This window comes from Paenibacillus sp. OSY-SE, from assembly GCF_000283315.1.
Lineage (GTDB): Bacteria > Bacillota > Bacilli > Paenibacillales > Paenibacillaceae > Paenibacillus_B > Paenibacillus_B profundus.
Window position 1 is genome coordinate 94,161 of the sequence record NZ_ALKF01000201.1, and the last position, 12,459, is coordinate 106,619.

Genomic DNA, 12,459 nt, shown 5'->3' on the forward strand with positions numbered 1-12,459 from the left:
TTCGTGCAGCGGCGCGTTCAGATTGGAAGAGATGCGCTCGGTCCACCCCTTTGCTTCACTCTCCCCTTCCATCAGTCGGCGGTATGCCCAATGACGATTCTGGCGCGCTGCCATCATAATCGGCCGCTTCGTATCATGGGGTACTTGAACGACATGTGCCTAGCCCTCGTTGTTTCCTTCCTGACCGTATGGGAGAATGGACATAAGGACCATTGTAATAGAATCCCGTTAATGTTTTCGTAGTAACGAAATTAACTTTGTCGATTCACGAAACTTAAATATTCCTTTATAGCAAAAAAACTGCCGAACCGTTAGATTCGACAGTTTCCTTTTTTATGGTTAGCGCCCCCACTCCGACTCGCTTATCGGCTAGGTAATGGTGCATCATCAAGCTATCATTCTTGCATATTTACGGTACAGAACCGTAATGAAGATAAGGTGGACCCCCAGTCCTATGCCGCCAGCGAGCAGAAGTTCCAGCTCATTCCATTGCATGGTCCGGTTGTGAACAAATAGCTCAATAACCCAATAGGTCGGTGTCACCGCTGCACCCCAACGCCATGGCTCTGGCAGTATATAGGCCAACACCGGGATAAAGATCAACAATCCGCCTAGCTTAGACCATGCCAGCCCTTCCACTTTATTGGAGGCGAACGAGGTCAACAAGAGGGCCAGCATCGGCCCTTCCAGCAGCAGCATTACAAAGGCGAAGCCATACTGACCAGCACTCCAAGCTGAGAAATCAACCACAACAAATGCCAGCAAAATATAGATTCCGGACAATAGCGTCGGTAGAGTCAAACGATGAATGAAATACCCTTCCTGCGAGAGAGGGGTGATCGCATAATAGGCGATGAGCTGCTCATCTCTTTCGTCGAGCATCAGCAGGCCAGCCATCACACCGATGACGAGAGGAATGAGCAATAATGACGTGCCGAACAGCACTCCGTAATGGGCCGTTAGATCAAATCCCGTCTGCGCAACGAGCTGTGCCGAGACGAGCGGCACTCCGTATTTCAGCGCCAGCACCAACAATAAGGGGGCAACCGTAATGAAAATAAGCATCGGATCGCGTCTGACCTGCTTCATATCACTAAGCAACAGCTGTGCAGCTCGATTCACGCGTCTCTTCCCCCTTTCGCATCACCGAGTATATTAGATTGCAAGGAGCTATACGCCCAATAGAATGCAATCCCTATCCAGATGAGTAAGCTGGATACCGCGTAAACGCTATCTGCGCCTGAAATAGGCTCGAAAACCGATGTCAGCAGCAGCAGTGATCCGGTGGCCGGAAAGAGCAGAAAGAGCTTGCTTGTATAGACCTGCAGTATTTCTAGTACGGGCAACACGAGTATGATAGAATACACAACGGATGAGAAGAAGAATCCGTTAATCGTATGGCAGCGAACGGCAACTCCCAACCCGACCAAAGTAAAAAAGACGGCCGTCAGTGTGACACCCGCGATGAACGCGCCGATACGCTGATGGATGCCGAAGGTGCTTATATGGATGAACAAGCTGCTTATCAGCGACAGACATGTCAGCGAGATCGTCTTCGACCAGATATAGGATGCCGGCGAATGCGGTGTAACGAACAGGTTGTCATGAATATGCTGTCCTTTCTCAAGCAAGATGAGGCCGCCGATAAAGAAGAACCCGAGCATGCTCGGATCAGAAAACGTCAGCAGCACATTCAACTTCGCTTGATAGGTATCAGGCAGCATCCGCAGAAGAACGATGTAAGCGATACTGATTAGCAAATAGGCGCTGTAAAAATGATGACGGAACTGGAGCTTCATATCCTGTCTCCATGAGCTGAAGAAGCGACGCACACCCGAATAAGGCAGCCGGGGCCGAAGAGTGATAGCTTTATTATTCATGTCAATGTTCTCCCTGTCACTTGGATAAAAAGCTGATCCAGCGAAGCCTCTTGGGTGTGTATCGTCTCAATCGAACCGTTCCGCAGCAGCCGGAGGAACGATTCGTTGTCGCCAATTCCCTCTAATTGATAGTCGGCCTGTCTCAGCGCTGTACCTTCTCTATACTCGAGGCGCACCGCTTTTTTCCCTTCCCGGACTTTGAGCGCGCGCGGCGCATCAATCAAGCGGATTTCCCCATCTACGATAAAAGCGACTCTATCGCATATCTCCTCAGCGACATTCATGTTATGAGTCGTAATAATAATCGTGTTCCCCAACGATTTTAGCTGTAAAATGATATCCTTCACGGTCTTCGCATTTACGGGATCGAGACCTGATGTCGGTTCATCCAGAAACAGAATATCCGGCCGATGCATCAGCGCCCGACATAGATTGAGGCGCATCTTCATTCCTTTTGAGAAGTCGGACACTTTCATATGGCCGTACTCCTCAAGCGACACCCGGGCAAGAAGCTTCTTCGGCTCCTCGGTCTTCACATCATACAGTGAACGGAAAAGGTCCAAATTCTCCAACGCCGTGAATCGGCTGTAAAAGTTCGGGAATTCGAACGCAACGCCAATCGCATTATAATAATCGCGGCCATGATCCTTCAGCTGCTTCCCCATGATGCGCACGCTGCCTTCATATCGCTTCAGCATGCCGATAAGTATTTTCTGTGTCGTGCTCTTCCCCGCTCCGGACGGCCCGAGAAATCCGAAAATTTCACCTTGCGGAATATGAAAATCTAGCCCTTTCAGCGTAAAATCCTTATGTCCGGGATATTTGAAGCGGAGCTGGTTCACTTCAATCATGCTTAATCCTCCTCATTCTGGTCGATGATTAACCCATCGGCGATCAAATCAACGAACAATCTCATCGTGTCGCCGTAGCGCTCCTCGCCGATTAGGTGCTTCTGCAAGGCAAGCAGAATGAGCGATCGGATCAGGCTTACAATGATTTCCGGCTGCTGCGGCTTCATCCACCCTTGCTGCTGACCGAGCACGATAATCGGCAGCAGATCATCCGCATCCTTGGCGAAGTGACGCTCCAATTTGTCAGGCGGAAGCTTGCGGAATAACGCTTCCATCATTTCTTCATCGTATAGCTGCTGCAGAAACGGATTGTTCTCCATCGTGGCAAGCGATTCGTGCAAGAAGCGCTTGAAGCTGTCCCGGCTCACGGGAGAATCGCTTTGAAAATATACGCTGGTGAGGCGCTCCCGAATGTACTCCTCCTCTTGCTCAAGCAGCTCGAAATACAGCTCTTCCTTGGACGGATAGAACAAATAGAACGTCCCTTGCGCAATGCCCACCGCTTTGGTTAGATCGGCGACGCTCGTCTTCTTCAGTCCGTACAGAGCAAACAGCTGCTTGCCTTTCTGCTGCAGCTCCCGCCGAATGTTCTCTTTCTCCTGTTTACTAAATCGCGGCATCATTTACACCCCTATATGATTTTATGAATAATTTTATTTTATATTCATAATTAAAATGCATCTCATTTCTTTTGTCAACAATAACCAACAAAAAAACCGCTGCCCCCTTTGCTAAGGAGGAGTGCGCGGTCTTTGCAGGAAATAGACGCCCAATCATTCACATTTATGATAATATTGAAATTAATACCATGTTCATTTAGGTTGATTTGGGTTAATGTGTAAATATCATCGTTTTCTATTAAAGGTATTGCACAATCCATGAAATCCATAGCGCTGCCGGATAGAAGAATAGTTGGGCCAACACGGTTCCCAACGCGCGCGACAGGATAAGCAGCGCAAATATTTTTCCCAATCGCTGCCTTGCGGCAGTATCTGCCATCGCTCGATCCGTGAGCATAGCCATTTGCGGGTCGACGAATATGGTCAATAGGATGGTCGCCACTCCGTTGATAAAGCCGGATGATTGAGACGCCGCTGTGCTGAATTCTGTAGTAAGAACTGAGGCGTAAAGGGCAGACATCACCCCGATCGTATAGATCCCTGTCACGCAGCTATTCAGAAGCAGCAAGCGTTTTGGAATGCCCATAATCCGCAAGGATGTGAGCATCTTCCATGTTGGCTTGCGGATATGATGCCTGACATGCTTCAGCTGATCAAGCGATACGGAACTGATCATTTTGGGAATCGATCCCGACACTTCTAAGTGACGTATCACCCGGGCAGCCAACAGAACGGCGCTAGGAAACAATAGTAGAGCAAGCAGTGTTCCAATCGTCGAGGAGCCGATAATGATACGGATGTTGGATACCAGATCGAATTCCGGGTGCTCTCTTGCGTAGTCGATAACTTTGCCTGTCATAGGTGCTTGTATGAGATTGGAGGTACGGGAGACAAGCACGATGATACCGGTCAGAGACAGTGAGACCGCTAACCGACCGGCCCGCACGCCGGCATAGCGGACGGCATAGGATAAGGTTTCAAACATGTGTATACATAGCGTAAACAGAGCGATGACTATTATTTTGTCTATCAAGCATAATCCTCCCCGTATCTCGAAAGATTTCCATGAAATTACATCTGCGAAAGTGAGATAATTGTCTCATGTCTTTTTATGGCTTGTCCAGTGAAAAAAGATTTTCGTCACTGCAACTTTTTCACTCGCCAAACGTTTTAACTGGTAAAGGAGGTTTCCGGTTCCCATGCATGTTTCATTCCGTAAATATAGTATACATGTGTTGCTTGGATGTCTATTACTGTCATTAAGCATTCCGCTTACTGCAGCTGCGGCCGACATTACGGAGCAACCTACTCAACTCACTCAACCTATGGTGCAAGTGCTGAACAAAGAGGGCGAACCGATTACGAAGGACTGTCTGATCCTTCACGATCTAACTTATTTGCCAATTAAAGATATTGGCCCTAATCTGGATCTGAAAGTGCGCTGGGAAGCAAGCAGCCATACGGTGTATATCGAAGGAACCCTGGCTGAGATCACATGGAACTCGCTGACGAACAGGATGCAGGTGAACAGCAAAGACACGATACTTACAATCAAGCCAGAAATTATAAATAACAAAACATATATTCCCCTTCAATTGTTGCATGAAGTGTTTCAAATCAACTATGATTGGGACGGAACTACGAAGACGGTAACACTACTCTATGACCCCCAAAATGCGAATCTGTAGCACAATAACTGAGCAATGCTGGTTCCTTCAACCAAGTACTGCTCTTTTTTATGTGGGAGGCGCGCTTCTCACCCAATCCGAGATACCAGGGAACTTTGCCTGGGTAGCCGAACAGCATGAACATATTAACAAATATTCAAAAATAACTATATATGTCCGATAATATTTTATATGTCCGATAATATTTTTATAGACGCAATTCCCATAATCATAGTTGTCCTCAATGAAAGGAAGGATTGGATTTGAACGTATCAGCGGCATCTTCCATGAGTGCTATCGGCGTGTCTAGCGGTCAAATCAGTAACATCGATAAGCAAATCGAGTTGTTGAATAAACGAAAAACAATTATTGCTCAAAAAATGGTTGTCGTAGCGAGAGGCGATGACGATAAAAAATTAAAAGATGAAAAAATTAGAGCCCTCACTATGGAAATCAATGCGATTGATCTGCAAATTAATCAACTTATCAAAAAGAAGATGGAGCTGAAAGAAAATAAAAATGATCCATCAAAAGCAAATAGCAGCACAAATGAGATTGGTCCTTCAGCAAGCGACCTGATTCAACCTGACAATAAGCAGCAGGGAAATCATATCTTCATTGATATGAAACTCTAGTGTCCGATAGAAAGATACGGATAAGACTGTGGAGTGCGTTACACAACGAAAGCAGCGAGGCCGGTAACGGTACCGGCCTCGCTGCTTTCGTTACATCCCATGTAATAGCGGTTCATTAATGATAGAATACTGCTTTACGTCCTCATATCGTCCGTTATTGAATATATGTTTGCGCAAAACACCTTCAAATTGCATGTCGCATTTCTCCATCACTTTCGCCGACCCCGCATTATCCAGATGACAGCGGGCTTCAATGCGCACCAGCTTCATGGTATGGAACCCGTAGCGTATCACTTCGTTGACGACTTCAGTCATATAGCCTTGATTCCAGTAATCCCTGGATAATACGTAGCCAATCTCTGCCCGCCCATGAGTCGGCCTCCAGCTTACGAAGCCACATGTGCCAATCAGTCTGTCATTTTCCACATCAACGATCCCCCAAGGGGCAATCTCTCCTCTGTCATACCGTTGAATGACGAATTCCAAGAAATGATACGTGTCCGCCATCCGCTGATGCGTCGGCCAAGTCGTAAATCGCGACACCTCTTCGTCCGCACAATACATGAACATATCCTCTGCATCATGAAGTGTCATTTTACGAAGCAGCGTCCTTGCTGTCTTCAATACAGGCAATTGAAAGAACGGTCCCGAATTCATCATCGGTATCCACACCCTCTTTATCGGTTACAACCATCCCATGTCCATAAAATATTTTGCCACAAACAGGGCAGCTGTGTCCATTCTTAGCTTCTCCCTCACATTGTGTCAGGATAAGCTGGCGAACGTGTAGGCGTGTGGTCAATTCGAATATCGCAAGCATGCTGGTAATAAAGCATCCGCTAGGAACGAAGCTTCTCCACGAACTGGGCTCCGAATTCGCTGCACAGCTTAATATCATCTGATTTAGGAGATAATTCTACCTTCAATCCCTCCAACACGACTTCACATCCGCGCTCCTTAAGTTTTTTGATTAAAATATCCACCGCCGCACCGTACTCAGGATAACAGGAATCACAGGAACCGAATACGGCCGCTTTTTTCCCCGTCAGGTCGATGTTGTCCATTTCTTCATAGAAATCGAGAAACTCATCTGGGAGCTCTCCGTCACCCCATGTATATGCTCCAAGCAGAATTCCCTCGTGCCCGGCCAGATCGGCTCCATACGCATCCATGACCTCCTTCATCTGAAGCTCTTCTCCCGCTGCCCGAACATTAGCTGCTATCGTCTCCGCCATCTCCTCGGTATTGCCAGTCATGCTTGCATAGATCAATATCGTACTCATCTATGTACCTCCGCCTTTCGGATATATGCTGTGTCACTTCATCATTGATGATATTGATAATCATTATCATCAATGTTCACATGCCCATTATACATGCACGCGATATTCATTTACAAGCAAAACTTTGCTGAGAGAAAATGGGGAAGTCCACACAGAAAAAACGAGGATGCTAGCAAGCAGCGTCCTCGTCAGATATGTCGAATTCCAGCCAATCACCTATTATACAGGCATCGTCCATGTTGCACGGACGTAACCCAATTTCATTCCGGCGCGTTCCATATTGCGATGACTTTGTGACAGGTAGCTTGCTTGACTGACAACCAGCCGACAGCCGCTCAAGGCCGCTTCATGAATTCGCCTCCGCAGCAAAGCCGCATGCATTCCGATGTTGCGGTAAGATGGCAGTGTCGCTGCAAACGTAAGCGAAGCAATGCCGTTCTGGCGGTACATCACGCCTGTCGCAGCAGCCTTCTCCTCCTGGAATCCGATAAAAAACGACCAGCCCGGGCGTTTCAACAGCACCTCATTATTGCGCGCCACAGCAGAAATGCCGTCATCTCCAAGCCCCGTTCCCCGGCAATGTATCGCCGCATAAGTCATCATGTCTTCTTCTGCATACGGGAGAACGCGGATCTCTTCTGCTGAGCCCGAATCCAGATCGAATAGGGCTTGCCGTTCTGCAGCGCCATACAGCGTGGCATGGAATCCGGATTGATAGCAGCCGCTTTCACTCAGCTTCTTGAACAGAAGCGGGTGCGCTTGCTTGGGAACGATCTCGAATTGGCATGTCCGATTACGCGTGCGAAAGAACGAGATAATTTCATCTATGTGATGAATATCTTCCCCCCGCATCCCTTTCACCGTATTGAATTGCGGCCACGGCATTGTATCGCTATAGTATAGCCTCGCGTGTCCGAATCGCGCCAGATGAATTCCTTCCGGATTGCCCTCGATGTCTTGGATCGCCTTCATCCGATCCGTCATATAATCGATTTCGGACTGCTCCAATGCGTCGGCGACCGCTTCAGTCAAATGCATGACCACCCCTCCTACTTATGAAATTTTTCACAATTAACATTCATAAGCATTAATTGGTATCTCCTAAATAACAAGGCGCTTGCGCTCGCTGCTGCAATATGGGAACCAGCTTATGAGGGTAGACGCGAATCTGCTCCAGTTCTTGGAGCGGAATCCATTCGACGCCGACCTGATGCTCATCAGGATTACTTCCTGTAAATGAGGATGGGATTCGTTCAAGTTCACATTGAAAATAAAATTCAACCTGATGAATAGGCGTGTCCCATTCGGAAAATTGATGGTTTTTTCCAATATATTCACGCACATGAAGGAGATGATCAACAATGACTGCACAGCCTATTTCCTCAATGCATTCCCGTCGAAGCGCCTCGCTCAACTCTTCCCCGTGCTCTTGTCCTCCGCCCGGGAACAGATAAAAATATCCATCACGGTCTTGATTCTTCGTCAGTAATACTTTGTTATCTTGAATAATAACAGCTTTTGCTGAATTGCGTATCGGTTTCATTGCTGCGGTGCTCCTTTATAATGGAAAGTTATAATGGATAGAAGTGGTTATTTCTACCTTACTATGAACATGGAACAGACGCAACACGTTTGACTGTATGTAAATTTTTTATAAAATTTGAAAAAAGGTAAAGACGAATCTTAATTGTTATGGTAGTATATGGTACAAACCAAATGTCAATTTTCTCCTCGGGCCCCAACAGCTTAGTTCAGTAGTTGGCGATTGGTAAACAGATTATTCCAAGAGAGGGGAACAGTACAAGCATGAAACGTAAATCCATGATGCTCGTCTTGACATTGCTTCTCGTAGTCACCACGTTTGTAAGCGCTTGCTCCAACAGCACAGGCAATTCTTCGTCTCCGAATCCAGATACGGCGAAGGATTCACCGTCCAATACGGACAGTGGCGATAAGAAGAACGAACCGTCCAAGGGATCGGACAAAGAACAAGTATTCCGCTTCAATCTTCACTCCGATCCGCCTTCGCTCGATCCGGGACTGTCACAAGACACCGTATCCTCCTCCATATTGAACGCCATGTACGAAGGTTTGGTTCGTGTCGACGAGAATGCGAAGCCTGTACCTGGAGTTGCTGAGAAATGGGAGGAATCGCCCGATCATAAGAAATTCACTTTCCACCTGCGCAAAGATGCCAAATGGTCCAACGGCGACCCAGTCACTGCTCACGATTTTATATTTGCTTGGGAGAGGGTGCTGAATCCGAAGACTGAACCGGCTCCACCTTACGCCTACCAGCTCTACTACTTCAAAAATGCGGAAGCCTATAATAAAGAGAAAATCAACGACTTTTCTCAAGTTGGCGTCAAAGCGCTTGATGAGCATACCCTGGAAATCGAACTTGAAGCTCCTACCTCCTACTTCTTGAGCCTACTTTCCTTCACTACCTACTATCCAGTGCACAAATCAACGAAAGACAATTCGAAATGGGCCGCGGAAGCCAACACGATGATCTCCAACGGTCCTTTCAAAATAAGTGAGTGGAAGCACCAAAACTTGCTTGAACTGGCCAAAAACGAACATTATTATGCCGCCGATACAATTAAATTCACCAAAATAAAAGCGACAATGGTGCAGGACTCCGCGTCTGAATTGAATATGTATGAAGCCGGAGACATTGATTTTGCCGGGCATCCGACGGGCGAACTGCCGACGGATCAGATTCCGGTTCTGAAAGAAACGAAGCCGGATGAGCTGCAAATTCAAGGAATCGCATCCAGCTACTATTACTTGTTCAACAACAAACAGGCGCCATTCAACAACGCGAATATCCGTAAAGCGCTCTCGATGGCAGTCGATCGCAAGCTAATTACCGATAAAGTAACGCTCGGCGGCGAACAGCCTGCATTTGGCATCGTTCCGCCCGGCATTACCGGCAACGCCGATCAGTACCGCAACGAAGTGAAGGATGAATACTTCAAGGAGGATGTGAATGAAGCGAAAGCGCTGCTGGCCAAAGGGCTGTCCGAGCTTGGCTTGAAGGAAATGCCTGAATTCACGCTCGGCTACAATACGAACGATAAACATAAGAAGATCGCCCAGGCCGTTGCCGACATGTGGAGCAAAAACCTTAACTTAAAAGTGAAAATCGAGAACCAAGAGTGGGGCGTCTACTTGAAGAGCCGGACCAGCTTGAACTATCAGGTCGCCCGCGCCGGCTGGACTACCGACTATAACGATCCGATGTCGTTCATTGATCTGTATATGACAGGCAGCGGCAACAACGATATTGGCTACAACAACCCAGAGTTCGATGATCTCGTCAAAAAGGCCAAGACATCCGTGGATCCAAAAGAGCGGATGGATCTGATGGCGAAAGCGGAGAAAATTCTCATCCAAGACGACCAGGCGATTCTCCCGCTGTTCTACTATACAAGCGTTCACTTGATAAAACCGGGAGTCAAAAATGTATTCGTTGATTATAGAGGCATGTTCGACTTCACCCGTGGCTATTTAGAGTAACTAGTCTGTAACATCATCCAGATGGTAGCCGATCGGGATACATATGGCGTACAGCATATGTGTCCCGATTTTTTCATTGGACCTATGGAAAGAAGGAGGATTGATGAAATGTGACTCGGTATATATTGGTTAAGCTATTCTACCTTGTCGTGTCGCTGTGGATTCTTGCTTCAGTAACGTTCCTCTTAATGAAGGCCATTCCAGGCGACCCATTCATGTCGGAAAGAGCGGTTCCGCCGGAAATCAAAGCCCGCCTAATGGCTCAGTACGGGTTGGACAAGCCGTTGTATGAACAATATTTCATTTACTTGAACAAGCTGGTGCATGGGGATCTGGGCATTTCCATGAAAATGCAAGATCGCGAAGTCGTGCAAGCGATCCGGGATTCCTTTCCGTATTCGTTGCGTCTCGGCATTGTGGCAATCATCGTGTCCGTTGCCGTCGGCGTGTCATTAGGCATGCTGGCCGCGCTGCGCCATCGCAAGCTGTTGGATACGTCTTCCATGGTGCTTGCCGTCATTGGCGTATCGGTTCCGAGTTTTGTGCTCGCCTCCTTTTTTCAATACCTGTTCGGGGTCAAGCTCAAGTGGTTCGCGGTTGTTGGGCTCAACGCTCCGTTGGATTACGTTTTGCCGACGATAGCGCTATCCGCCCTGCCAATTGCCTTTATCGCCCGCTTGACACGCTCCAACATGCTTGAAGTGTTGCATTCCGACTACATAAAGACAGCCAAATCAAAAGGGCTTACCGCTGGAGTCATCGTCCGCAGACACGTCCTGCGCAACGGCATATTGCCAGTCGTCACCTATCTTGGGCCACTGACTGCCAATGTGGTGACGGGTTCCTTTATTATTGAACAGATCTTCGGCATCGGCGGACTGGGCAAAGTATTCGTCATCAGCATCAGCAACCGGGACTATTCCCTTATTATGGGGATTACGATTTTTTACGGATTAATATTGATGAGCGCTCGTTTCCTCACCGACCTGGCGTATGGGTTCATTGATCCCCGCATCAAGCTTGGCAATGGAAAGGAGAAAGCGGCATGATTAGTTTTAATAAACGGAATCCCTTGCAAGATATCCCGGTAACAGCTGACCATTTCAAAAAAACATCGATTGACGAACATGCGGCAGAGGCGATCGAACGCGAGAGCATATCCGCATGGCGTGATGCTTGGCTTCGTCTGCGCAGCAACTGGATTGCAATGACAGGGCTCGTCTGCCTGGTTTTGCTTATCTTAATGGCAATTATCGGACCCTTTATCACTCCGTACGATTATTACACGAATAACCTGGAGCTGACGAACCTGCCTCCGTCTGCAGAACATTGGTTCGGCACGGACGATCTCGGCCGCGACATGTTCGCCCGCACTTGGATGGGTGCCCGCATTTCCCTTATCGTCGGTTTTTCGGCCGCAGCCATCAACCTCCTTATGGGAGTCATATATGGCGGTATTATGGGGTATGTAGGCGGTCGCCTCGATAATGTCATGAATAAAGTATCGGAGATCATTTATTCCGTTCCTGACTTGCTCGTTGCAATTTTGCTCGTCGTCGTATTCGAACCGAGCATAACGACGATTATTTTGGCACTCTGTGTTACGGGCTGGATTAACATGGCATGGATCGTGCGCGGACAGATGATGCAGCTGAAAAATCAAGAGTTCGTGCTTGCTTCCCGTTCTCTTGGCGCTGCCGGGTCCAGAATTCTGTTCCGCCATCTCATCCCGAACTCGCTCGGACCGATCATCGTGACATTGACGCTAGCCGTCCCCAGCGCCATCTTCAGTGAAGCCGTGTTAAGCTTCCTCGGCCTAGGTGTGCAGTTGCCAGCCGCTTCGTGGGGGACGATGATTAATGACTCTTTGAAGGCAATGGTCATCTATCCTTGGCGTCTCGCCTTCCCGGCGCTGTTCATCAGCTTGACGATGCTCTCATTCAATATGTTCGGCGATGGTCTGCGCGATGCGCTCGACCCGAAGATGAAGAAATAGACGGC

Annotated in this window: 14 protein-coding genes; 5 read left to right on the top strand and 9 right to left on the bottom strand. The window is 47.9% G+C overall.

Features of this window, described 5'->3' with window-relative positions; translation table 11 throughout:
• Positions 1–387 precede the first annotated feature (387 nt).
• From A372_RS0127310 to A372_RS0127330, 5 genes are all read right to left on the bottom strand, one after another.
• On the bottom strand, positions 388–1,122 hold the full coding sequence (locus tag A372_RS0127310) for an ABC transporter permease (RefSeq protein WP_019424110.1): 735 nt from the start codon (positions 1,120–1,122) through the stop codon (positions 388–390).
• Positions 1,119–1,880, bottom strand: coding sequence for a fluoroquinolone export ABC transporter permease subunit (locus A372_RS0127315; protein WP_019424111.1), 762 nt, complete (start codon positions 1,878–1,880; stop codon positions 1,119–1,121). The genes A372_RS0127310 and A372_RS0127315 overlap by 4 nt, the downstream gene beginning before the upstream one ends.
• Positions 1,877–2,731 carry an ABC transporter ATP-binding protein gene (locus A372_RS0127320; protein ID WP_019424112.1) on the bottom strand — a complete coding sequence of 285 codons (855 nt, stop codon included), beginning with the start codon at positions 2,729–2,731 and terminating at the stop codon, positions 1,877–1,879. Before A372_RS0127320 ends, A372_RS0127315 begins: the two co-directional genes overlap by 4 nt.
• 2 nt (positions 2,732–2,733) lie before the next feature.
• Positions 2,734–3,354: a TetR/AcrR family transcriptional regulator gene (locus A372_RS0127325; RefSeq protein WP_026011323.1), complete on the bottom strand. Its 621-nt coding sequence runs from the start codon at positions 3,352–3,354 to the stop codon at positions 2,734–2,736.
• A 235-nt stretch (positions 3,355–3,589) separates the two neighbouring features.
• Entirely contained in the window at positions 3,590–4,384 is a 795-nt protein-coding gene (locus tag A372_RS0127330; protein WP_019424114.1) for a lipid II flippase Amj family protein, read from the bottom strand.
• A gap of 166 nt (positions 4,385–4,550) precedes the next feature.
• On the opposite strand from A372_RS0127330, the gene A372_RS0127335 reads away from it, so the two are divergent.
• Together A372_RS0127335 and A372_RS0127340 are read left to right on the top strand one after the other, a co-directional pair.
• Complete coding sequence (locus A372_RS0127335) at positions 4,551–5,039, top strand: copper amine oxidase N-terminal domain-containing protein (protein WP_019424115.1); 489 nt, start codon at positions 4,551–4,553, stop codon at positions 5,037–5,039.
• A 242-nt stretch (positions 5,040–5,281) separates the two neighbouring features.
• Entirely contained in the window at positions 5,282–5,653 is a 372-nt protein-coding gene (locus tag A372_RS0127340; RefSeq protein ID WP_019424116.1) for a hypothetical protein, read from the top strand.
• 90 nt (positions 5,654–5,743) lie between these two features.
• Here the strand turns inward: A372_RS0127340 and A372_RS0127345 are convergent, their stop codons facing one another.
• The 4 genes from A372_RS0127345 to A372_RS0127360 form a co-directional block, all read right to left on the bottom strand.
• A complete protein-coding gene (locus A372_RS0127345) occupies positions 5,744–6,313 on the bottom strand; it encodes a GNAT family N-acetyltransferase (protein WP_019424117.1) in 570 nt (189 codons plus the stop codon).
• A 179-nt stretch (positions 6,314–6,492) separates the two neighbouring features.
• Positions 6,493–6,936, bottom strand: coding sequence for a flavodoxin (locus tag A372_RS0127350; protein ID WP_019424118.1), 444 nt, complete (start codon positions 6,934–6,936; stop codon positions 6,493–6,495).
• A gap of 219 nt (positions 6,937–7,155) precedes the next feature.
• Positions 7,156–7,974 carry a hypothetical protein gene (locus tag A372_RS0127355; protein ID WP_019424119.1) on the bottom strand — a complete coding sequence of 273 codons (819 nt, stop codon included), beginning with the start codon at positions 7,972–7,974 and terminating at the stop codon, positions 7,156–7,158.
• 49 nt (positions 7,975–8,023) lie between these two features.
• Positions 8,024–8,479 carry an NUDIX domain-containing protein gene (locus A372_RS0127360; protein WP_019424120.1) on the bottom strand — a complete coding sequence of 152 codons (456 nt, stop codon included), beginning with the start codon at positions 8,477–8,479 and terminating at the stop codon, positions 8,024–8,026.
• 263 nt (positions 8,480–8,742) lie between these two features.
• Here A372_RS0127360 and A372_RS0127365 point away from each other — a divergent pair, with 263 nt between their 5' ends.
• From A372_RS0127365 to A372_RS0127375, 3 genes are all read left to right on the top strand, one after another.
• Positions 8,743–10,458 carry a peptide ABC transporter substrate-binding protein gene (locus tag A372_RS0127365; RefSeq protein WP_019424121.1) on the top strand — a complete coding sequence of 572 codons (1,716 nt, stop codon included), beginning with the start codon at positions 8,743–8,745 and terminating at the stop codon, positions 10,456–10,458.
• Positions 10,459–10,568: 110 nt separating this feature from the next.
• Positions 10,569–11,507 carry an ABC transporter permease gene (locus A372_RS0127370; protein ID WP_019424122.1) on the top strand — a complete coding sequence of 313 codons (939 nt, stop codon included), beginning with the start codon at positions 10,569–10,571 and terminating at the stop codon, positions 11,505–11,507.
• Positions 11,504–12,454 (top strand): ABC transporter permease, encoded by a 951-nt coding sequence (locus A372_RS0127375; RefSeq protein WP_019424123.1) that lies wholly within the window; start codon positions 11,504–11,506, stop codon positions 12,452–12,454. The genes A372_RS0127370 and A372_RS0127375 overlap by 4 nt, the downstream gene beginning before the upstream one ends.
• The last annotated feature ends 5 nt before the right edge of the window (positions 12,455–12,459 follow it).

Coding starts and splice junctions, on each gene's coding strand:
- A372_RS0127315 (WP_019424111.1), bottom strand. CDS start 1,880: ATGAATAATAAAGCTATCACTCTTCGGCCCCGGCTGCCTTATTCGGGT.
- A372_RS0127335 (WP_019424115.1), top strand. CDS start 4,551: ATGCATGTTTCATTCCGTAAATATAGTATACATGTGTTGCTTGGATGT.
- A372_RS0127350 (WP_019424118.1), bottom strand. CDS start 6,936: ATGAGTACGATATTGATCTATGCAAGCATGACTGGCAATACCGAGGAG.
- A372_RS0127325 (WP_026011323.1), bottom strand. CDS start 3,354: ATGATGCCGCGATTTAGTAAACAGGAGAAAGAGAACATTCGGCGGGAG.
- A372_RS0127365 (WP_019424121.1), top strand. CDS start 8,743: ATGAAACGTAAATCCATGATGCTCGTCTTGACATTGCTTCTCGTAGTC.
- A372_RS0127375 (WP_019424123.1), top strand. CDS start 11,504: ATGATTAGTTTTAATAAACGGAATCCCTTGCAAGATATCCCGGTAACA.
- A372_RS0127355 (WP_019424119.1), bottom strand. CDS start 7,974: ATGCATTTGACTGAAGCGGTCGCCGACGCATTGGAGCAGTCCGAAATC.
- A372_RS0127320 (WP_019424112.1), bottom strand. CDS start 2,731: ATGATTGAAGTGAACCAGCTCCGCTTCAAATATCCCGGACATAAGGAT.
- A372_RS0127345 (WP_019424117.1), bottom strand. CDS start 6,313: ATGATGAATTCGGGACCGTTCTTTCAATTGCCTGTATTGAAGACAGCA.
- A372_RS0127360 (WP_019424120.1), bottom strand. CDS start 8,479: ATGAAACCGATACGCAATTCAGCAAAAGCTGTTATTATTCAAGATAAC.